At 67.4% G+C, this 19,558-nt stretch carries 19 protein-coding genes and 1 riboswitch; of the genes, 7 read left to right on the top strand and 12 right to left on the bottom strand.

Going from position 1 to position 19,558, the window contains the following annotated elements; all coding sequences use genetic code 11:
- The first annotated feature begins 55 nt into the window (after positions 1–55).
- Positions 56–466, top strand: a complete 411-nt coding sequence (locus C1933_RS03215) for a hypothetical protein (protein WP_108752164.1) — start codon at positions 56–58, stop codon at positions 464–466.
- Positions 467–608: 142 nt separating this feature from the next.
- On the opposite strand, the gene thiL is transcribed toward C1933_RS03215, so the two are convergent.
- From thiL to C1933_RS03190, 5 genes are all read right to left on the bottom strand, one after another.
- The gene (gene thiL, locus C1933_RS03210) at positions 609–1,571 is read right to left on the bottom strand and encodes a thiamine-phosphate kinase (RefSeq protein WP_108752163.1); all 963 of its coding nucleotides are present in this window, start codon (positions 1,569–1,571) and stop codon (positions 609–611) included.
- 124 nt (positions 1,572–1,695) lie between these two features.
- Positions 1,696–2,175: a transcription antitermination factor NusB gene (nusB, locus tag C1933_RS03205; RefSeq protein WP_108752162.1), complete on the bottom strand. Its 480-nt coding sequence runs from the start codon at positions 2,173–2,175 to the stop codon at positions 1,696–1,698.
- A complete protein-coding gene (ribH, locus tag C1933_RS03200) occupies positions 2,172–2,639 on the bottom strand; it encodes a 6,7-dimethyl-8-ribityllumazine synthase (protein ID WP_108752161.1) in 468 nt (155 codons plus the stop codon). The genes nusB and ribH overlap by 4 nt, the downstream gene beginning before the upstream one ends.
- 146 nt (positions 2,640–2,785) lie before the next feature.
- Positions 2,786–3,886 (bottom strand): 3,4-dihydroxy-2-butanone-4-phosphate synthase, encoded by a 1,101-nt coding sequence (gene ribB / locus C1933_RS03195; protein ID WP_108752160.1) that lies wholly within the window; start codon positions 3,884–3,886, stop codon positions 2,786–2,788.
- Complete coding sequence (locus C1933_RS03190; RefSeq protein ID WP_108752159.1) at positions 3,883–4,485, bottom strand: riboflavin synthase; 603 nt, start codon at positions 4,483–4,485, stop codon at positions 3,883–3,885. The genes ribB and C1933_RS03190 overlap by 4 nt, the downstream gene beginning before the upstream one ends.
- Before the next feature lie 77 nt (positions 4,486–4,562).
- Positions 4,563–4,707, bottom strand: a riboswitch (FMN riboswitch).
- A 247-nt stretch (positions 4,708–4,954) separates the two neighbouring features.
- On the opposite strand from C1933_RS03190, the gene C1933_RS03185 reads away from it, so the two are divergent.
- The 3 genes from C1933_RS03185 (at position 4,955) to C1933_RS03175 (ending at position 7,276) form a co-directional block, all read left to right on the top strand.
- Complete coding sequence (locus C1933_RS03185) at positions 4,955–5,578, top strand: outer membrane beta-barrel protein (RefSeq protein WP_108752158.1); 624 nt, start codon at positions 4,955–4,957, stop codon at positions 5,576–5,578.
- Positions 5,579–5,680: 102 nt separating this feature from the next.
- The gene (locus C1933_RS03180; RefSeq protein ID WP_108752157.1) at positions 5,681–6,562 is read left to right on the top strand and encodes a hypothetical protein; all 882 of its coding nucleotides are present in this window, start codon (positions 5,681–5,683) and stop codon (positions 6,560–6,562) included.
- A gap of 129 nt (positions 6,563–6,691) precedes the next feature.
- Positions 6,692–7,276 carry a hypothetical protein gene (locus C1933_RS03175; RefSeq protein WP_159093941.1) on the top strand — a complete coding sequence of 195 codons (585 nt, stop codon included), beginning with the start codon at positions 6,692–6,694 and terminating at the stop codon, positions 7,274–7,276.
- A 154-nt stretch (positions 7,277–7,430) separates the two neighbouring features.
- Here the strand turns inward: C1933_RS03175 and ribD are convergent, their stop codons facing one another.
- The 6 genes from ribD to glyA form a co-directional block, all read right to left on the bottom strand.
- A complete protein-coding gene (ribD, locus tag C1933_RS03170; protein WP_108752155.1) occupies positions 7,431–8,516 on the bottom strand; it encodes a bifunctional diaminohydroxyphosphoribosylaminopyrimidine deaminase/5-amino-6-(5-phosphoribosylamino)uracil reductase RibD in 1,086 nt (361 codons plus the stop codon).
- A gap of 113 nt (positions 8,517–8,629) precedes the next feature.
- Entirely contained in the window at positions 8,630–9,151 is a 522-nt protein-coding gene (gene nrdR, locus C1933_RS03165) for a transcriptional regulator NrdR (protein ID WP_108748499.1), read from the bottom strand.
- Positions 9,152–9,246: 95 nt separating this feature from the next.
- Positions 9,247–9,681 carry a hypothetical protein gene (locus C1933_RS20075; RefSeq protein WP_159093940.1) on the bottom strand — a complete coding sequence of 145 codons (435 nt, stop codon included), beginning with the start codon at positions 9,679–9,681 and terminating at the stop codon, positions 9,247–9,249.
- Positions 9,682–9,767: 86 nt separating this feature from the next.
- Complete coding sequence (locus tag C1933_RS03160; protein ID WP_108752154.1) at positions 9,768–10,205, bottom strand: hypothetical protein; 438 nt, start codon at positions 10,203–10,205, stop codon at positions 9,768–9,770.
- Positions 10,198–10,665, bottom strand: coding sequence for a hypothetical protein (locus C1933_RS03155; protein ID WP_108752153.1), 468 nt, complete (start codon positions 10,663–10,665; stop codon positions 10,198–10,200). Before C1933_RS03155 ends, C1933_RS03160 begins: the two co-directional genes overlap by 8 nt.
- 129 nt (positions 10,666–10,794) lie before the next feature.
- Positions 10,795–12,048, bottom strand: coding sequence for a serine hydroxymethyltransferase (gene glyA / locus C1933_RS03150; RefSeq protein ID WP_108752152.1), 1,254 nt, complete (start codon positions 12,046–12,048; stop codon positions 10,795–10,797).
- A 305-nt stretch (positions 12,049–12,353) separates the two neighbouring features.
- Here glyA and C1933_RS03145 point away from each other — a divergent pair, with 305 nt between their 5' ends.
- Positions 12,354–15,539 carry an autotransporter domain-containing protein gene (locus C1933_RS03145; protein WP_108752151.1) on the top strand — a complete coding sequence of 1,062 codons (3,186 nt, stop codon included), beginning with the start codon at positions 12,354–12,356 and terminating at the stop codon, positions 15,537–15,539.
- Positions 15,540–15,689: 150 nt separating this feature from the next.
- On the opposite strand, the gene C1933_RS03140 is transcribed toward C1933_RS03145, so the two are convergent.
- Positions 15,690–16,157 (bottom strand): RcnB family protein, encoded by a 468-nt coding sequence (locus tag C1933_RS03140; RefSeq protein WP_108752150.1) that lies wholly within the window; start codon positions 16,155–16,157, stop codon positions 15,690–15,692.
- A 254-nt stretch (positions 16,158–16,411) separates the two neighbouring features.
- Here C1933_RS03140 and ettA point away from each other — a divergent pair, with 254 nt between their 5' ends.
- Together ettA and C1933_RS03130 are read left to right on the top strand one after the other, a co-directional pair.
- A complete protein-coding gene (ettA, locus tag C1933_RS03135) occupies positions 16,412–18,076 on the top strand; it encodes an energy-dependent translational throttle protein EttA (protein ID WP_108752149.1) in 1,665 nt (554 codons plus the stop codon).
- Between the two features lie 88 nt (positions 18,077–18,164).
- The gene (locus C1933_RS03130; RefSeq protein ID WP_108752148.1) at positions 18,165–19,481 is read left to right on the top strand and encodes an NCS2 family permease; all 1,317 of its coding nucleotides are present in this window, start codon (positions 18,165–18,167) and stop codon (positions 19,479–19,481) included.
- Positions 19,482–19,558: the final 77 nt, after the last annotated feature.

The raw sequence follows: 19,558 nt of genomic DNA, 5'->3' as shown, positions 1-19,558 counted from the left end.
GCCGCCCTCGCCCAGCGTGAGGGTGGCCCTTTGCCATCAGCACAAGGATGCCGCCATGACTTCTTCGCTCTATCCCTATCTGTTCGCCACTCTGGGCGATGCCGTTGAACGCCTGCCGGATGACCTGGCCAAAGCGCTGGAAACCACGTTGGGCAGCACGATGAGCGCCCAGACCGACGAAGGCATCACCCTGCTCGGTTGCCTGCAGCGCATTCGCCACGTGGAAGCCGCCGACGGGCGACCGTGGCCCTGGAAAACCCGCACCCAAGGCCATGGCGTCGCGATGGCACGCCTCGACCGCGCCAATGCCGGGCTGACACTACTGCTGGAACTGCTGCACGCCATCGAGCGTGTCCGCGTGGACGGCGATCCGGATCAACAGGTGGGCGACGATGTGCGAGAAGGCGTGCTGTTGGCCTGCCGTGGGCTGGCCGAATATGTCGGTTTGCAAGTGCACGCAGCATGAGCGAAAGCTGCACCGCTTCTGGTAGATGCCGACCTTGGTTGACATGGCCGCAAGACCATATGCAGAACGAGACGGCATGCCAACCAAGGTTGGCACCTACCACAACAGCGCGGTAGCGCCGGGCCATGCCCGGCGTCTTCGCTCAGGCGAAGTGCTGGTAACCGCCGTCGGCGGCTTCGCCATCCACATGCACGCCCTGCCCTTCGGCAATACGTCCGATGCGGGTCAGCGGCAGGTCCAGCGATTCGGCCAGGTAGTGCAGCGCATCGCGCTGGCTGGCCGCGGCGGTGAAGCACAGTTCGTAGTCATCCCCCCCGCGCAATGCACAGTCACGTGCACCGTCGCGCCCCAGCAACTCACGCAGCGCGTTGGAAACCGGCAACAGATCGGCATCGACATGCGCGGCCACCGCGCTTCGCGTGGCGATATGGCCCAGGTCGGCCAGCAGGCCGTCGGACACATCCACCGCCGCATGCGCGAACGCACGCAGACGCAGGCCCAGGGTCACCCGCGGCGTCGGTCGCAGCAGGCGCAGGCGCAGGCTCTCGTAGTCCGCCAGCAGCGTGGCCGTGGCCACGTTCAATGCGCCCTGCTGCCACAGACGCAGCGCACCGGCGGCATCGCCCAGGGTGCCACTGACCCAGATGTCATCACCAACCTGCGCGCGGTCACGACGCAGTGCCTGGCCGCGGCCGACCTGGCCCATGGCAGTCACCGTCAGCGACAGCGGACCACGGGTGGTATCACCACCGATCAGGGCGATGTCGTGCTGGTCGGCCAGTGCAAAGAAACCATCGGCGAAAGCCTCGATCCATTCTTCGCTGGTCTCCGGCAGCGACAGCGCCAGCGTGCACCAGGCCGGGCGCGCGCCCATTGCGGCCAGATCGGAAAGATTGACCGCCAGCGTCTTCCAGCCGATATCGAAGGCCGGGGTTTCGGCCGGGAAATGCACGCCGCTGTTGAGCGTATCGGCGGTGACCACCAGCTGCTCATTGGCACGGGGCTGCAGCAGAGCGGCGTCATCACCGATGCCCAGCACGATGTCGTCGCGCTCGACGGTGCGGGCGCGGATGCGGTCGATGAGGGCGAATTCGGCCAGGGACATGGCGTGCTCCCGAGGTAATGGCGATATCAGGCGTCAGTGCCAACCAAGGTTGGCACCTACCGGAGGTGGTGACGGGGCACCCACCAGAGGCGGTGTCAGGGCATCCGCCAGGGGCAGAACCGGATCAGTGACCCGATTCGACCTTGCGCCATTCCACGGCGGCACGATCCAGCACGCCGTTGACGTAGGTGTGGCCGTGCTCGGAACCGAAGCGCTTGGCCGATTCGATGGCTTCGTTGATGACCACGCGGTACGGCACGTCCAGGCGGTAGCGCAGCTCGTAGCCGGCCAGGCGCAGCACGGCGCGTTCGATGGCGTCTACTTCTTCAATGCCACGGTCCAGGTACGGCGCCAGGGCTTCGTCGATGTCACGACGGTTGTCCAGCACGCCATGCACCAGCGCTTCGAAATACGCCAGATCGGCGATTTCGCGGGCCTGTTCGTGGGCGAACTGGGCGATCAGCGATTGTGCGTTGCCGCCGGAAATCTGCCAGGCGTACAGGGCCTGCACGGCACGACGGCGGGCGCGCGAACGCAGCACCGGATCGATGCCATCACGGCGGACGGGTTTACCGGAGGGCTTGCCCTGGGTGTTCTTGTTCATGGCAGTTGCTCCAGCAGGTTGACCATTTCCAATGCAGCGAGTGCGACTTCTTCACCCTTGTTGCCGTGGCTGCCGCCAGCGCGGGCCTCGGCGTCTTCAACACGTTCCACCGCCAGCACGCCGTTCAGCACCGGCACGCCGAAATCCAGCTGCACACGCATCAGGCCTTCGGCGCAGCGGTCGGCCACGTGTTCGTAGTGACGGGTGTCGCCACGGATCACGCAACCCAGGGTGAGGATGGCGGCGTGTTCGTGGGCGGCGGCCAGGCGCGCGGCCACCAGCGGCAGTTCCCAGGCACCCGGCACGCGGATCACGTCGATGCTGGCTTCGGTGATGCCATTGCCGGCCAGGCTCTGGCGGGCGCCAGCGACCAGCGCATCGGTGATGCGGGCGTTCCAGCGGCTGGCCAGGATGGCAAAGCGCGCCGTTTCAGGGGTGCGAAGATCGCCTTCGTAGTGGCTCATAAGCGGCTTGGGGGTTCGATAAGGGGGTAATTCTAGCGTGGATGGGCCCCGGCCGTGGTTGGCGGGGGCCTGGCATCGGCCGGGCATGGCCCGGCGCTACCGGGGTCGGATCCCGCGCCGCGGGCTCCGACCCCATCGGGCCCCCCTTACAGGGTCACCGTCTCCACCACTTCCAGGCCATAGCCGGCCAGGCCGACCTGGCGGCGGGGGGTACCCAGCACGCGCAGCTTGCCCAGGCCCAGATCGGACAGGATCTGCGCGCCGGCACCGTTGCGGCGCCACTGGCCCACGTCCTTGTCCTTGCCCGTCACCACCGGCGCCGGCTGCTGGCGCAGGCGGGCCAGCAGGGCTTCGCCGTCGCGCGGGGCCGACAGCACCACCATCACGCCGGCGCCTTCTGCAGCAATGGCGCGCAGCGCATCGGTGGCGGCCACGCCGAAATCGTCGCGGCGCCAGTGCAGCAGGTCGGCCAGCGGGTTTTCCACCTGCACTCGCACCAGGGTGGGGGTATCGGCCGCCGGGGTGCCACGCACCAGGGCGAAATGCAGGTCGTGGGCGATGCGGTCGCGGTAGGTGACCAGCTTGAACGGGCCGAATTCGGTGTCGATCTCGCGCTCGTCCACGCGCTCGACGGTCTTTTCGGTGGCCAGGCGATAGGCGATCAGATCGGCGATGGACCCCATCTTCAGGCCGTGCTCGCGGGCGAACACTTCCAGTTCCGGGCGGCGCGCCATGCTGCCGTCGGGGTTCAGGATTTCCACCAGCACGCCGGCCGGTTCCAGCCCGGCCAGCATGGTCAGGTCCACGCCGGCTTCGGTGTGGCCGGCGCGGGTCAGCACGCCGCCAGGCTGGGCGATCAGCGGGAAGATGTGGCCCGGCTGGTGCAGGTCGGCCGGCTTCGCGTTCGGCTTCACCGCGGTGCGGATGGTGTGGGCGCGGTCATGGGCGGAAATGCCGGTGGTCACGCCTTCAGCCGCCTCGATGCTGACGGTGAAGTTGGTCTGGAACTGCGCGGTATTGGACTGCACCATCGGCGCCAGGCCCAGATCGGCCGCGCGCGTGCGGGTCAGCGGCAGGCACACCAGGCCACGGCCGTGGGTGACCATGAAGTTGATGTCCGACGGCTTGACCAGCTCGGCGGCCATGATCAGGTCGCCTTCGTTCTCGCGGTCCTCGTCATCGACGATGACGACCATGCGGCCCTGGCGGATGTCTTCCAGGATCTCGGGGATGGGGGCGAAGTTCATGCGCGGGCTCCTTCACCCAACAGCCGCTCGACATACCGAGCGACCAGGTCGATTTCCAGATTGATCGCGCTGCCCACGCCGGTGGCGGAGAACGCGGTATTGGCCACGGTGTGCGGGATCAGCGCGACTTCAAAGCCTTCATCGTCCACTTCATTGACGGTCAGGCTGACCCCGTCCACGCAGATCGAGCCCTTCTTGGCGATATAGCGGCGCAGCGCCGCCGGCGCGGCAAAGCGCCAGCGCTGGGCACGGGCATCTTCGTGGATGGACAGCACCTGGCCCAGGCCATCGACGTGGCCGCTGACCAGATGGCCGCCGAGGCGGTCGGTCGGACGCATGGCGCGTTCCAGGTTGATGACCGCGCCTTCGGCCAGCTGGCCCAGCGTGGTCAGGCCCAGGGTCTCGGTGGACGCATCGGCCTGGAAGCTGCTGGCGTCGAACGCGATGACGGTAAGGCACACGCCGTTGATGGCGATGCTCTCGCCCATCTGCACGTGGTCGAACGGCAGGCTGCCGACGTTGAAGGTGAAGCGGACATCGCCGCCGATGGCTTCGCGCGCGGCCAGACGGCCGACGCCTTCGATGATTCCAGTAAACAAGTAACGTTCTCCGCGGAAAGTGAGCGAAAAACGCCGCAAGGCAAACAGGCGGGCGCAGGGCCGCGAAGGCCCTGTGGCACCGTCTTCTTTCATCCGGACTATACCGTCGGCTCCGGCATTGGACCGGATCTGCTGACCCCCGGCCGTGGGCCGGGGCGCTCGCGGGCTCGTGCTTGCGCACCTACCGCCGGTGGGGAATCGCACCCCGCCCTGAAGACGTTTGTGTACCGGCGAACCGGCCCGCCTAGTGTACCAGCCCAGACTGAACGGGGTTCCCCTGGGGTCGGATCCCATTGCGCAGCAATGGGCTCTGACCCCACGGGGGCCCCACTCACCGCCCCCAGCTGTGACGGGCGTCGCTCGCAATCTGTAAATTTTTCATTAAACTCCCGGTTCGGACGACATGACGTCGCCACGGGCTGCCACGACGGTATCCCGCCAATGGACTGAAATTCTTACAGGAACTTCCATGCGCAAGATTCTGATCGTGGCCGCCCTGCTGGCCGTTGCCCCGCTGTCGGCCCAGGCCGAAGCCCTGAGCTACACCTACGTTGAAGGTGGCTGGACCCAGTTCAAGACCAGCGACGACGACCTGAATGATCCGAAGATCGACGGCGGCTACCTGCGCGGTTCGATCGCGCTGGCCGAGCAGGTGCACGTGTTCGGCGCCTGGAACTACGCCAGCAAGTCCTACGACTACACCTACGGCACCTTCAAGCTGGAACTGAACCAGCCCGAGCTGGGCATCGGCTACCACATGCCCTTCAGCGACCGCGTGGATTACACCGCCGACATCGCCTGGGTGCGCCAGCAGGCCGAGCTGACCGTGAAGGACGTGGACTTCGGCCGCCTGACCAGCAAGGACCACACCAATCTGGTGCGCGCCACCATGGGCCTGCGTGGCAAGCCGTCGCGCATGACCGAAGCCTGGATCAAGGCCGGTTACATGGACGGTGGCAATGAATTCGAAGGCACCTGGGTCGGCTCGGTCGGCGGCCAGATCAACTTCACCAAGACCTGGGGTCTGGTGGGCGAAGTGGCCGGTTACCGCGACGTCACCCAGTTCTCCGCCGGCGTGCGCGCCAGCTTCTGATTGCTCGATCCTCGTCGTGTGATCGAACGGGCCCCGCAAGGGGCCCGTTTTTTTTCATGCGGATCGGCTAGGCTTGCGCGCCTCTGGAACAGGAAATCCGTCATGAAGACCCCCCTTCGCACCCTGCTGGCCACCGCGCTGATCGGCACCCCGTTGCTGGCCGGCGCCGCCCCGGCCGCGCTGACCCCCGAACAGACCTTCGACCTGTACGCGCGCGCCCTGCTGGAAGATGACACGGCGGCCACCGTCCGCTTGAACGAAGCGCTGAAGCCGGCCTTCGACGGCGAAGACGCGCTGAGCCCGCCGGCCGGTGCGCTGGCCAAGGCGCTGGCCGAACCGTGGCAGGTGGTGCTGGCTGGCGCTGGCGCCAAGGCCGACCCGGCCGCCGCCGAGGCGATGTACGCCAAGGCCCTGCAGGGTTCGCAGTGCCGCGCCACCGGCAGCCAGGTGGAAGACAACGAATACGTGGATGACCAGAAGATCGCCACGGTGCAGTTCCGCTGCCAGGCGGTGGATCTGTCCAGCGTGCGCCCGCTGTTCGCCGAAAGCCTGGCCGAAGGCACCCCGGCCACGCGCATCCGCTTCACCCAGGCCTACACCCAAGCCCTGCAGAGCGGCCCGCGCCAGCCGATCACCGGCAGCCTGAAGCTGTACACGGCCAAGGACGGCGCGTTCTGGTACAGCGCCAACTTCGACGATCTGATCGGCCCGGTGGTGGGCGCGCTGGCACCGTTCGACGAATGGATGCAGGACGCCGCCGCTGCCGATGCACCGAAGGTGACCGGCGTACCGGGCTGCGACCTGCTGCTGCAGCAGCACCGCAGCTGCGTGGCGAAGATCGCCCCGGACCAGATCAGCGGCGTGGATGCCATGGCCGAGGAACTGAAGGCCAAGGCGCAGGTGCAGTCGGCCGAGGCAATGACGCAGGAATGCAAGGCACTGCGCCCGGTGGCCGAAATGATGTGGACCGACGAATGCGCGTGACGTGTCGGCGCTGAATCGATGGGGGCTGGCGGCCACACTACTGGCCCCCATTTTCGAATGGAACGAACACCTGCCCGACGATGCGGACTGATGCCGCGCCCGATCTTTTCCCGTCACGGAGTCTGCCCGTTGCCACGCCTGCCATTTGCCCTGTTGTTCATGGCTTTCTCTGCGTCCGCGCAGCCTGCGCTTCCCACGGCGGAACAGAGCTTTGACCTGTTCGCGCGCTTCATGCTGGAGGGCGATGCAGACGCCGCCGCGCAGGTCTCGCAGCTGACGGGCGCGCCGCTGCGCAATGAACGCTGGGAAGATGCAGTGGACCGGGTGGTGCTGGGCGATACGCCGGCTGACGATGCGCGCACCCGGCTGGGCCGCGAGCTGTCACGGCAGATCGCGCTGGCACTGCAGCAGACCCACTGCCGCAGCACGGGCAGCGAGCGCCGGGACAACGACGGCCTGCAGATCGCCATTGTTGATTACACCTGCCAGATGCCCGATCTGGCCGCGCAGGGCGATGCTGCGCCGGCCGGTGCAGATAGCGAGCACGATGCGCTGTCGGATGTGCGCGCGGCCATCACCCGCCTGCAGCACGCGCCCAGCCGCGCACAGACCCATCAGGTGATCCTGGCACGCAACAGCGACAGCGATCCCTGGATACCGCAGGATCTGCCCCCGCTGCACGTGTGGGTGGAGCGTCTGCTGCTGCCCGAATAATGACGGCCGCTGGCTGCAGCTGCTCGGGCGCTGTGTGTCGCTCACACAGGTACTGCAATCGACGGTGCCGATGGCGCTGCTGGAAGACGAGTAGATCCACGCCATGCGTGGATGGGCGCCCCAGCGCCGACCAAGGTCGGCGCCCACCGGAGTGTCACGCGCGCAGCAGCAACCGCAGGTCCTGGCCCACCTGGCGCTGATCGACCACGCGCAAGCGACGCTGCTGCTCCATCGCGTCGATGCCCAGGCCAGCAAGCAGCGGTCGACCGTTGTCACCCAGCAGCGTTGGCGCCTGGTACAGCAGCAGCTCATCCACCCAGCCGCCGCGCAGCAGCGCACCGGCCAGGGTGGCACCAGCTTCGGTATGCACTTCGTTGATGCCGCGCTCGGCCAGCAGCGCCAGCACGGCGCCCAGATCCAACCGCCCATCCACGCTGGGCACACTGGCGAACTCGGCATCGGCTGCATCCGGTGCGCTCACCGCCGCATCGTGCAGGTACAACGTTGGCGCCCCACCCTCGCGCACGCGGCTGCACTCCAGCGAGCGCAGGCGCGAATCCAGCACCACGCGCAGTGGCGGCAGCACCTCGGTGTCGGCCAGGCGCACGGTCAGCATCGGGTCGTCGGCCAGCACGGTGTCGGCACCGGTCAGGATGGCGCCCGCGCGTGCGCGCCAGTGCTGCACGTCTTCGCGTGCGGCCGCGCCAGTGATCCACTTCGATGTGCCATCGGCCATCGCGGTGCGGCCATCCAGGCTGGCGGCCAGCTTCACCCGCAGCCACGGGCGGTTGCGCTCCACCCGCGACAGGAAGCCCTTGTTCAATTCGCGCGCCTGCGCGGCCATCAAACCTTCGGCGACTTCAATGCCCGCCGCGCGCAGCAGGTCGAAGCCACCGCCATCGACCTGCGGAAACGGATCGCGCATGGCAGCGACCACGCGCGATACACCCGCTTCGATCAGCGCAAGCGCACACGGTGGCGTGCGGCCGTAGTGTGCGCAGGGTTCCAGGGTGACGTAGGCGGTAGCGCCACGCGCCTCGTCGCCCGCTTCGCGCAGCGCGAACACTTCGGCATGCGGGCCGCCGGCACGCTGGTGCCAGCCCTGCCCGACCACGCGCTCGCCGTGGGCGATGACGCAGCCGACCATCGGATTGGGGCGGGTAGTGTAAGCGGCACGCTCGGCCAGGCGCAGTGCGTTGGCCATGTGCAGGTGGTCGAGGGCGGAGAACGGAGTGGTCATGGCGCCATGGTAACGCCGTCGGTGTGGATGCACGCCATCGTGCCAACCAACGGTTGGCACCCACCAGTGGATGGGCGCCTCCGTGCCAACCAAGGTTGGCACCTACCGGGGCGTCAGCCTTTCTTTTTCTTGGTCAGGGCGATCACATCGCCCAGCAGCTGCAGCTGTTCGGTGCTGGACGGCAGGTCGCGTTCCAGCTTCTCGATCTCCTCGCGGAAATCGGCCACGTCTTCGAAGCTGCGGTAGACCGAAGCGAAGCGCACATAGCCAACATGGTCGAGCTTGCGCAGTTCGTTCATCACGAACTCGCCCACCTTGATCGAGGGCACTTCGCGCTCGCCACTGATGCGCAGCTGATGCACCACCGCGCGCACCGCCGCTTCGATCTTTTCTTCCGGCACCGCGCGCTTCTGCAGCGCGCGGTCGAAGCCGGCGCGTACCTTGCGCTGGTCGAATGCCTCGCGCGTGCCGTCGCTCTTGACGATGGCCGGCAGCTTCAGTTCGACGGTTTCCAGCGTGCTGAAACGTTCGTTGCAGGCCTCGCACTCACGCCGACGGCGGATCGTCGCGCCGTCTTCAGAGACGCGCGAATCGATGACGCGGGTATCGGCATGTTGGCAGAAGGGGCAATGCATGAAACGCCTGGCTCAGGGGGCAACCTAGATGCCACGGTCATGGCAGCGTCGCAAAGGTACCTGAGAAGGGCCCACGCAGCAAATTCCGTTTTACGTCACGGGCCCCCGCTGGCTTTCGACAGCCATCGGAGGTGACAGGCGAGGCTGATCCAGGGAGCCCCCCAACCGATTGCCAATATCAGCAGTATCGGATGCACTCCAAGACTTGAAACTGTTATCACCAACGCGGACACAGCCTGAGCAGCTGACACTAGAAAGAGCGTCCCCAGCACTGGCGCGGCGGGCTTCAATCCATCCGGTCCGCGCAGCTGCCACGTGTTTACGAGCTGGTAAACAGGTGGGATCGCCGTCACAGACAGCAGACCCCACAGCGCAAGCAATCCAAGAACTGCGCTGTTGTCACCGCCCTGCGCCCATACCCCCAGCAGCAGCAGCAGCGAACCCAACAATCCGGCCAACGCGCAGGGAATGGAAAAAAGAAGGCTGTGGAGAAACAGGTAGAGGCCGTGTCGGCGGCGCCAGGATTGCATCGGGGGCTCCTTTCAGTAGCTCGGAAGACCCTAGTCCTGACGCCTGCAGCACACCATGCAATTTCTTTGAAACGTCCAACCACCCGTCACACAGCGTCGGTCGCGCCCCAGCGCAACCACGCCAGATGCGCTGCCGGCACCAGCAGCGGCGGCCCGAGCAGCAGGTAGCCCAGCACCTGCCATGGGCTGCCGGTGGCCCAGGCAAACCCGATGTAGCCCACCACGCCCAGCGCCGCCAGCCCGCCCAGCGCCAGCCCGATCCACGGCAGCGCGTGGGTGTGCCGCAATGCCCGGCGGCCCTGCCGCAGGTAGCACACGCTCAGCCACAGCCAGCCGACAAGGCCCGCCAGGCCGGACGCCGACCACAGGAACAGCACGGTGCCCTCGTCGCCGCGCATGAAGGCGCTGCGGGTGAGGAAGGTATAGACCCCGAAGCCCGCCACCAGGCCGCCGGCCAGCAGCGCGGGCAGCCCGAGCAGCAGGCCATGCGCAATGTAGATGCGCCGATGCGTGCGCTCACGCATGGTCGCGGCCCTGCGCGGCGGACGATGCCGGGCCCAGCCAGCGCAGCCAGAACAGCACAGTCGCCGGCACCAGCAACGAGGGCCCGGCGAACAGGCTGTTCAATACGGTCAGGCCCAGTTCGGAGAAATAGGTCAGTGCCAGCACCAGCATCGGCAGCGTGGCCAGCATGCCCAGGGCCAGTTGCCACCACCAGCCCGACCAGGCCGCGCGCAGGCCGGCGAAGCCCCCGCGCAGCCAGAATGTACTGAGCATCACCCAGGCCAGCAGGCCCGACAGCCCGGCCAGCCCCCACAGCAGCAGGCCGCTGCCGAAGCGCAGGCTGTCTGCGTCCACACGGATGAAGGCGAACACGCCCATCATGGCGGCGATGAAGGCGCCGACCGCGCCCAGCAGCAGGCTGGGCAGGCCGAACAGCACCGCCAGGGCGATGTAGATGTGTTTGAGACGGCGCTCGTCCATGCGCGGGGTTCCTGCTGGCGGGGTCAGAGCCCTTCCCATGCGGGAAGGGATCCGACCCCGGGGTCGGCTGGTGGGGTCAGAGCCCTTTCCTTCGGAAAGGGATCCGACCCCGGCCCTTCCCTGCGGCAATCAGCCGTAGACCGGGTACTTGCGGCACTGCGCGCTGACGGCGTCGCGCACGCGGGCGATGACGGCTTCATCGGCCGGGGCGTCAAGCACGTCGGCAATCCAGTTGGCCAGGTCCACGCAGTCCTGTTCGACGTAACCACGGGTGGTGACCGCCGGGGTGCCCAGGCGCAGGCCCGAGGTCACGAACGGCGAACGCGGGTCGTTCGGCACCGAGTTCTTGTTGACGGTGATGTGGGCCTTGCCCAGCGCGGCTTCCGCGTCCTTGCCGGACACGTCCTTGCCGATCATGTCGACCAGCATCAGGTGGTTCTGGGTGCCGCCGGAGACGATCTTGTAGCCGCGCGCGATGAGCGTGCCGGCCATCGCCTGGGCGTTCTTCACCACCTGCTGCTGGTAGGCGGTGAAGCCCGGCTCCAGCGCTTCCTTGAAGGCCACGGCCTTGGCGGCGATGACGTGCATCAGCGGACCGCCCTGGATGCCCGGGAACACCACCGACTGCAGCTTCTTGACCAGGTCTTCGTCGGCGCCCTTGGCGACGATGATGCCGCCGCGCGGGCCGCGCAGGGTCTTGTGGGTGGTGGAGGTGACCACGTGCGCGTGTTCCAGCGGGCTCGGGTAGACGCCAGCGGCGACCAGGCCGGCCACGTGGGCCATGTCCACGAACAGGTACGCGCCGACCTTGTCAGCGATGGCGCGGAAGCGCGCCCAGTCGATCACCTGCGAATAGGCCGAGAAACCGGCTACGACCATCTTCGGCTTGTGCTCCAGGGCCAGGCGCTCGACTTCGTCGTAGTCGATCAGGCCCTGGTCGTTCACGCCGTACTGCACGGCATTGAACAGCTTGCCCGAGGCATTGACCTTGGCACCGTGGGTCAGGTGGCCGCCGTGGGCCAGGCTCATGCCCAGGATGGTGTCACCCGGCTGCAGCAGGGCGAAGTACACGGCCTGGTTGGCCTGCGAACCGCTGTGCGGCTGCACGTTGGCGTAGTCTGCGCCGAACAGCTGCTTCAGGCGGTCGATCGCCAGCTGCTCGGCGATATCCACGTATTCGCAGCCACCGTAGTAGCGCTTGCCCGGGTAGCCTTCGGCGTACTTGTTGGTCAGCTGGCTGCCCTGGGCTTCCATCACCGCCGGGCTGGTGTAGTTCTCGCTGGCGATCAGCTCGACGTGGTCTTCCTGGCGCTGGGTTTCGGCGGCGATGGCCTTGGCCAGTTCGGGATCGTAGGTTTCGATGCGGACGTCACGCGGGAACATCGGTCACTCCAGGCAGTAGGGGGACAGCGGGCCCGTAATTGTAAGCGCGCCGGGGGGCGGCGGCGACCGCGGCCAACGGGGCTTGGCGCGGCGTACATGGCATGATGTGCTGGCCCTGCTGCGTGCCGGCAGCCCCGCAGGCGCCTCGCGCGGCCCGGCCACCCAATTCAAGGAAGCGTGACCGGCTTCCTTGCTATTTCATGTTTTTTCATTCATCAACCTAAAGCCTGCCGATCCGCGGCCGATACGCCCTGTCCAAACAGGGGAAATCACGCGTGATCCATTCGTACCAGGCTTCGCCGGCAATGACGCTGGCTGTTCGTCGCACCACTGCTTCCACCCGCCGCCGTGCGGCCTGCACCTCGCTGCTGGCGCTGGCCGTGGGTCTGGCCATGAGCGGCCAGGCCGCCGCGCAGGCCACGGTCATCACCGAGCGCGATCCCTCGGTACTGGACGGCACCTGGTTCGCGCCGGGCGGCTGGACCAACGGCACCCCGCAGCTGACCGTTGAAAACTACGCGTACATCGACAGCCCGACCCAAGTCGTGGTGGATGTGCCCAACGCCGTGTCCTGGCGCATCGACGTCGGCCACGCCGGCAGCGGCGAACTGCTGATCCGCAATGGCGGCATCCTCGAAAGCACCGCCATCTTCATCGCCGCCGAGGCCGGCTCGATCGGCCATGCAACGGTGACCGGTGTGGGATCGAAGTGGATCGGTAACAACAGCATCGGCGTCGGCCACCTCGGCAACGGCACGCTGGACGTGCTGGACGGGGGCGAAGTGGACAATGCGCAGGGCACGTGGGTGGCCTCGGAACTGGGCAGCACCGGCGTACTGACCGTGGCCGATGCCGGTTCGCGCTTCGCGACCGATCTGATCCACGTGGGCGCACAGGGCGCGGGCACAGTGAACGTACGCGCCGGCGGCAGCTTCGAGACCGGCGTGGCGCGCCTGGGCAGCTACGCCTCCGTGGCCCACGGCGAAGCACTGGTAACCGGCAGCGGTTCCAGCTGGTTGAACAACAGCGACCTGCTGATCGGCTTCACCGGCACCGGCCGCATGGTGGTTGAAGACGGCGCGACGCTGACCGTGCTGGGCAGCACCCAGCTGGCCCAGCAGCGCCACACCGCCGGCGTTTCCGATGCCGTGCTGGAACTGCGCGGCGCCGGCACGCACGCCAGCACCGGCTACATTGCCGTGGGCCAGAATGGCGTGGCCGAACTGAACGTGCTGGACGGCGCGCAGCTGACCGCCGGCGATGTGGGCGTGGGCGAAAACACGCTGGGCGACGGCACCTTCCGCCTGGCCGACGCAGGCAGTTCGGCCAGCATCGGCCGCCTGACCATCGGCAACTTCGGCAGCGGCGCGGTACAGGTGAGCGACGGTGCGGTACTGAACGTTGCCGGCGTGCTGGGCCTGGGCGGTGCCAGCGGCAGCAGCGGTTCGCTCACCGTTGGCCCGCAAGGCACGCTGAACCTTGCCGGCGGGCAGATCTACCGCGGCGGCGGCAGCGCCAGCGTGTTGATCGACAACGGCACCCTGCACTTCACCAACACCGCCTTCACCAGCAACGTGGACATGCAGTTGAACGGCATTGCCACGCTGGATACCGACCAGGTCGATGCACTGTTCAGCGGCACCCTGACCGGTGCCGGTACGCTGCGCAAGATCGGCAGCGGCACGCTGACCAGCTACGCCGACAACCGCTACAACGGCGGCACCCTGGTGGAACAGGGCACGCTGGTGCTGGCCGGCAACGGCGCGATCCGCGGTTCGGTGGACGTGGCCTCGGGCGCGACGCTGAAGCTGCAGCGCAACGGCCATACCGTGTTCGCCAATGTGCTGTCCGGCGCCGGTGATGTGGTCAAGCTGGACGCGGGCCTGCTGACCCTGCTGGGCGACAGCAGTGGCTTTACCGGCACCACCCGCGTGCAGGCCGGTGCCATGGAAGTGCGCGGCAGCATCGGTGGCCTGGTCGACATGGCCGCCGGCACCGAACTGACCGGTACCGGTGAACTGGGCAACGTGATCATCCGCAGCAATGCCAGCCTGGCCCCGGGCGTGACCGGCGCCACCGGCAGCTACGACCTGCTGTCGATGACCGGCAACCTGCTGATGGAAAACGGCTCGCGCTACCTGCTGGATATGGGCGCCGACGGCGGCAGTGACCGCGTGCTGGTCGGTGGCACGGCCACCCTGCAGGGCGGCAACACGCTGGCCCTGGCCAGCAATGGCGACTGGTCGCCGCGTACCCGCTACACGATCCTGAGCGCCGCACAGGGCGTGCAGGGCACGTTCTCGGGTGTCTCCACCACCCTCGCCTTCCTGAGCCCGACCCTGGACTACGACGCCAGCAACGTCTACCTGACCCTGGCCCGCAACGACATCGCGATGCCGGACATCGAACTGGCCTTCCCGGACGTTGTGGTGAACGACAACCAGAAGGCCGTGGCCGGCGCAGTGGAAGCGCTGGGCGATGGCAACGCGGTCTATGACGCGGTGGTGCGCCTGGACGTGGCCGATGTGGTGCCGGCGTTCGACAGCCTGTCCGGCGAGATCCATGCGGCCAGCCGCGGCGCCCTGTTGCAGAACCGCTTCCTGCATGATGGCATTGACCGCCATCTGGATGGTGCGGCGATGGCCGGGCAGATCGCCCCGGGCGTGCGCGCCTGGGTGGCCGGCAGCAGCAGCCAGCGGCGTACCGATGCCAGCGCGCAGAACGCCGGGCTGCGCAGTTCGCAGCACGGGCTGATGGCCGGCGCTGGCTGGATGTTCGGCGATGCACTGGAACTGGGCGTGGCCGCAGGCCAGCAGCAGCTGGTCAGCCGCCTGGCCCAGCGCGATGCACGCGCCGAGACCGACAGCACCGAGTACGGCGTTTACGGCCAGTACCGCTGGCAGGGCCTGAGCCTGCGTGCGGGCGTCAGCCGCGCCGACTACCGCACCGACAGCACCCGCACCGCGCAGGTGGGCAGCACGCTGTCCGAAGGCCTGGCCGCGCGCGAAGACGCCACCGGCACCACCGCCTTCCTGCGTGCTGGCTGGACCTTCGGCGGTCCGCGCCTGCAACTGACCCCGGAACTGGAACTGGCACAGGTGCGGCTGCGCAGCGACGGCGCCCAGGAGCACGGCGGGCACAGTGCCCTGCAGCTGGATGGCCAAACCGCCCGCTACCGCACCGGCCTGGCCGCGCTGCGCGCGGACTGGGACATCAGTGGCGGCCAGCGTGACCGTGCGGCGCTGACCGCGCGCGTGGGCTGGCAGCTGGCCGGCGGTGATCGCCTGCCGCAGGCCACCGCGCGTTTCGTGGAAGGTACGCAGGACTTCGGCATTGCCGCCGCACCGCTGGCCCGCCGCAGTGCGCTGGCCCAGTTGGGCGTGGCGGTCAGCCCGACCGACAACAGCCGTCTGTCGCTGCAGATGCAGGGGCAGCGCGGTGATGGCCAGCGCGATGTCGGCGCACAGCTGGATCTGTCGGTGGCGTTCTAAGTGCTGAAAGGGGTCGGAGCCTTTTCCGCTGGAAAAGGGTCCGACCCCGGGGCTGTGGGGTCAGAGCCCTTCCTTGCGGAAGGGATCCGACCCCGGGCTGGTGGGGTCGGACTCCTTCCCGCAGGGAAGGGCTCCGACCCCGTTGCTGCATCAGCGGTTGTTGATGATGTAGTCGGCGATGATGCCGGTGGCCACGGCCACCAGCAGCATGTTGCCGCGGTCGTCGCGGATCCAGTGGTGGCCATACGGCGGGCGACGCAGGTGGTAACGCGGGTAATCGTTCACCACGTAGATCGGGCCACGGTAGTAATCGCGGTAGCGGTGCCCACGCTGCCAGCCGTAGCCCGGGCCCGGGCCATGGCGGTAGACCACGCGCGGCGGCGGCGGTGCCGGGCGGTAGCCATGGTCGTGGCGCCAGTCGCGGCGGGCATCGCGGCGATCACGTTCGTAGTCGCGACGGGCCTCGCGCACGTCGTGGCGGTACTCGCGACGGTCGTCACGGCGGTCTTCGCGCCACTCGCGGCGGTCACGGTGGTCGTTGTCGGCAAACGCCGGGGCGACCGCGCCCAGGGCCAGAACAGAGGCCACGGCTCCGGCCATGATTCGGTTGATGCGCATGAGAAACCTCTGCTCGGTGGGTGGTGAGGCCAATCTTGCGCATTGCGTCTGAACGGATATTGGCTGGAAACGGTTCCGATTCGCAGGATGTGACGCAGTATTCAGGCAGCGGCCAGCCCCGGGGGCCAAGGGCGGCGCGGGGAACAGGCGGTTCCGGCTATAATTGGCGGTATTCCATTTCAGTCTGCGCCCGCTGTCGTCCGGGATCTTCCCGCTGACGGACGGGTGCAGGGCCGCGCCCCTACGGAGACCTCATGTCCTCGCAATACATCTACACCATGAACCGCGTGTCCAAGGTGGTCCCGCCCAAGCGGCAGATCATCAAGGACATCTCGCTGTCCTTCTTCCCGGGCGCGAAGATCGGCCTGCTGGGCCTGAACGGCGCCGGCAAGTCCACCGTGCTGAAGATCATGGCCGGCGTGGACACCGATTTCGAGGGCGAAGCCCGTCCGCAGCCGGGCATCAAGGTCGGCTACCTGGCGCAGGAACCGGAACTGGACCCGACCAAGACCGTGCGTGAAGCGGTGGAGGAAGGCGTGGGCGAAGTGCTGCAGGCCCAGGCCGCGCTGGAAGCGGTGTACGCCGCCTACGCCGAGGAAGGCGCCGACTTCGACGCATTGGCCAAGGAACAGGAGCGCCTGGAGGCGATCCTGGCCGCCGGCGACGCGCACACCCTGGAAAACCAGCTGGACGTGGCCGCCGATGCGCTGCGCCTGCCGCCGTGGGATGCCATCGTGGGCAAGCTGTCCGGTGGTGAAAAGCGCCGCGTGGCGCTGTGCCGCCTGCTGCTGCAGAAGCCGGACATGCTGCTGCTCGACGAACCGACCAACCACCTGGACGCCGAGTCGGTGGAATGGCTGGAACAGTTCCTGGCGCGCTACACCGGCACCGTGGTGGCCGTCACCCATGATCGCTACTTCCTGGACAACGCCGCCGAGTGGATCCTGGAACTGGACCGCGGCCGCGGCATTCCGTGGAAGGGCAACTACACCGACTGGCTGACCCAGAAGGATGAGCGCCTGAAGCAGGAAGACAACCAGGAAAAGGCTCGCCAGAAGGCGATCCAGAAGGAACTGGAGTGGTCGCGCCAGAACGCCAAGGGCGGCCGCACCAAGGGCAAGGCCCGTCTGGCCCGCCTGGAAGAGCTGCAGTCGGTCGATTACCAGAAGCGCAACGAGACCAATGAAATCTTCATCCCGCCGGGCGAGCGCCTGGGCAATGCGGTGATGGAGTTCAAGAACGTCTCCAAGAAGTTCGGCGACCGCCTGCTGTTCGACGACCTGAGCTTCCTGGTGCCGGCCGGCGCCATCGTCGGCATCATCGGCCCCAACGGTGCCGGTAAGTCGACCCTGTTCAAGATGATCACCGGCCAGGAAAAGCCGGATTCGGGCGAAATCGTGGTCGGCCCGACCGTGAAGCTGTCCTATGTCGACCAGAGCCGCGACAAGCTGGAGGGCAACCACAACGTCTTCCAGGAAATCGCCGGCGGCCTGGACATCCTCAACATCAACGGCATCGAGATCCAGTCGCGCGCCTACATCGGCCGCTTCAACTTCAAGGGCCAGGACCAGCAGAAGATGGTCGGTTCGCTGTCCGGTGGTGAGCGTGGCCGCCTGCACATGGCCAAGACCCTGCTGCAGGGTGGCAACGTGCTGCTGCTCGACGAACCGTCCAACGACCTGGACATCGAAACCCTGCGTGCGCTGGAAGATGCGCTGCTGGAATTCCCGGGCAACACCTTCGTCATCTCGCATGACCGCTGGTTCCTGGATCGCATCGCCACGCACATCCTGGCGTTCGAAGGCGATTCGCACGTGGAGTTCTTCCAGGGCAACTACCGCGAGTACGAAGAAGACAAGCGCCGCCGCATGGGCGACGACGCCGCGCCGAAGCGCCTGCGCTTCAAGGCGCTGAAATAAGGCAACCGGAAAGGCCGCGCTCGCGCGGCCTTTCTCTTTCGGTAGGTCACCACCGTTGGTGGTGACGCCCACTGTTGTGAGTACCCCCATGTCCCTGTTCGAACGCCTGTTCCAGCTGCAGCAGCACGGCACCACCGTGCGCACCGAGCTGCTGGCCGGTGTCACCACCTTCCTGACGATGTCCTACATCGTCTTCGTCAACCCGGAAATCCTGGGAACCACGGGCATGGATGCCGGCGCGGTGTTCGTTGCCACCTGCCTGGCGGCGGCGCTGGGTTCGGCAGTGATGGCGCTGGCCGCCAACTTCCCGGTGGGCATGGCCCCGGGCATGGGCCTGAACGCGTTCTTTGCCTTCACCGTGGTCGGTGCCGCCGGTCTGCCGTGGCAGCAGGCGCTGGCAGCGGTGTTCATTTCCGGTCTGGTGTTCCTGGTGTTGTCGCTGACCGGCGTGCGCGCCTGGCTGGTGGCCGGCATTCCCTCGTCGTTGCGCTCGGCCATCGTGGCCGGCATCGGTCTGTTCCTGGCGATCATCGCGCTGCAGAAGTCGGGCGTGATCATTGCCAACGAAGACACGCTGGTGGCGCTGGGCCCGCTGAATACCGCGCCGCCGCTGCTGGCCCTGGGCGGCTTCCTGTTGATTGCGATCCTGGAAGCACGCCGCGTGCGCGGTGCGATCCTGATCGGCATCCTGGCGGTGACCGCCGTGGCGTGGGCGCTGGGCGATGTGCAGTTCAAGGGGCTGGTGTCGTTGCCGCCCAGCCTGGCCCCCACCTTCCTGCAGCTGGATCTTCCCGGCCTGCTGCACCACGACGGCGGCGCGCCGATTGCGGTGCTGCTGCAGGTGGTGCTGGTGTTCGTGCTGGTGGAAGTGTTCGATGCCACCGGCACGCTGTACGGCGTGGTCGGGCGTGCGGGCCTGCTGAAGCTGCCGGGCGCGCCCAAGCGCTTCGGCCGCGCGTTGCTGGCCGACAGCACGGCCATCGTGGCGGGCTCGCTGCTGGGCACCAGCAGCACCACCGCCTTCGCCGAAAGCGCCTCGGGCGTGCAGGTGGGCGGCCGCACCGGCCTGACCGCGCTGGTGGTGTCGGCGCTGTTCCTGGCCGCGCTGCTGTTCTCGCCGCTGGCGGCGATGGTGCCCGGCTATGCCACTGCCCCTGCCCTGCTGTTCGTGGCCGGGCTGATGCTGCGCGAGCTGGTGGAAGTGGACTGGAGCGATCTGACCGAATCGGTGCCGGCGGCGTTGTGTGCGCTGGCCATGCCGTTCACCTACTCCATCGCCAATGGCCTGGCCTTTGGTTTCATTGCCTATGCCGCGCTGAAGGCCGGTACCGGGCGCTGGCGCGAAGTGCACCCGGCGGTGTGGCTGGTGGCGGTGCTGTTCGTGCTGCGCTACGCGTTGGAATGACCCTTGAATGGGGTCAGAGCCCGTTGCTGCGCAACGGGATCCGACCCCGTCGGTTGCGGCTGGGGTCAGATCCCTTT

Origin of the sequence: Stenotrophomonas sp. ZAC14D2_NAIMI4_6 (assembly GCF_003086875.1) — a bacterium.
Classification (GTDB): Bacteria; Pseudomonadota; Gammaproteobacteria; order Xanthomonadales; family Xanthomonadaceae; genus Stenotrophomonas.
The sequence above is the reverse complement of the archived record's forward strand: the minus strand, read 5'-3'. Positions and strand labels throughout refer to the sequence as shown.

Excerpts from the sequence above, each read along its gene's own strand:
- thiL (WP_108752163.1), bottom strand. The coding sequence starts at position 1,571 with ATGTCCCTGGCCGAATTCGCCCTCATCGACCGCATCCGCGCCCGCACC.
- ribB (WP_108752160.1), bottom strand. The coding sequence starts at position 3,886 with ATGAACTTCGCCCCCATCCCCGAGATCCTGGAAGACATCCGCCAGGGC.
- C1933_RS03185 (WP_108752158.1), top strand. The coding sequence starts at position 4,955 with ATGCGCAAGATTCTGATCGTGGCCGCCCTGCTGGCCGTTGCCCCGCTG.
- nrdR (WP_108748499.1), bottom strand. The coding sequence starts at position 9,151 with ATGCATTGCCCCTTCTGCCAACATGCCGATACCCGCGTCATCGATTCG.
- C1933_RS03215 (WP_108752164.1), top strand. The coding sequence starts at position 56 with ATGACTTCTTCGCTCTATCCCTATCTGTTCGCCACTCTGGGCGATGCC.
- C1933_RS03140 (WP_108752150.1), bottom strand. The coding sequence starts at position 16,157 with ATGCGCATCAACCGAATCATGGCCGGAGCCGTGGCCTCTGTTCTGGCC.
- C1933_RS03160 (WP_108752154.1), bottom strand. The coding sequence starts at position 10,205 with ATGCGTGAGCGCACGCATCGGCGCATCTACATTGCGCATGGCCTGCTG.
- ribD (WP_108752155.1), bottom strand. The coding sequence starts at position 8,516 with ATGACCACTCCGTTCTCCGCCCTCGACCACCTGCACATGGCCAACGCA.
- ribH (WP_108752161.1), bottom strand. The coding sequence starts at position 2,639 with ATGAGCCACTACGAAGGCGATCTTCGCACCCCTGAAACGGCGCGCTTT.
- C1933_RS20075 (WP_159093940.1), bottom strand. The coding sequence starts at position 9,681 with ATGCAATCCTGGCGCCGCCGACACGGCCTCTACCTGTTTCTCCACAGC.
- C1933_RS03155 (WP_108752153.1), bottom strand. The coding sequence starts at position 10,665 with ATGGACGAGCGCCGTCTCAAACACATCTACATCGCCCTGGCGGTGCTG.
- ettA (WP_108752149.1), top strand. The coding sequence starts at position 16,412 with ATGTCCTCGCAATACATCTACACCATGAACCGCGTGTCCAAGGTGGTC.
- C1933_RS03130 (WP_108752148.1), top strand. The coding sequence starts at position 18,165 with ATGTCCCTGTTCGAACGCCTGTTCCAGCTGCAGCAGCACGGCACCACC.
- C1933_RS03180 (WP_108752157.1), top strand. The coding sequence starts at position 5,681 with ATGAAGACCCCCCTTCGCACCCTGCTGGCCACCGCGCTGATCGGCACC.
- nusB (WP_108752162.1), bottom strand. The coding sequence starts at position 2,175 with ATGAACAAGAACACCCAGGGCAAGCCCTCCGGTAAACCCGTCCGCCGT.
- glyA (WP_108752152.1), bottom strand. The coding sequence starts at position 12,048 with ATGTTCCCGCGTGACGTCCGCATCGAAACCTACGATCCCGAACTGGCC.
- C1933_RS03145 (WP_108752151.1), top strand. The coding sequence starts at position 12,354 with ATGACGCTGGCTGTTCGTCGCACCACTGCTTCCACCCGCCGCCGTGCG.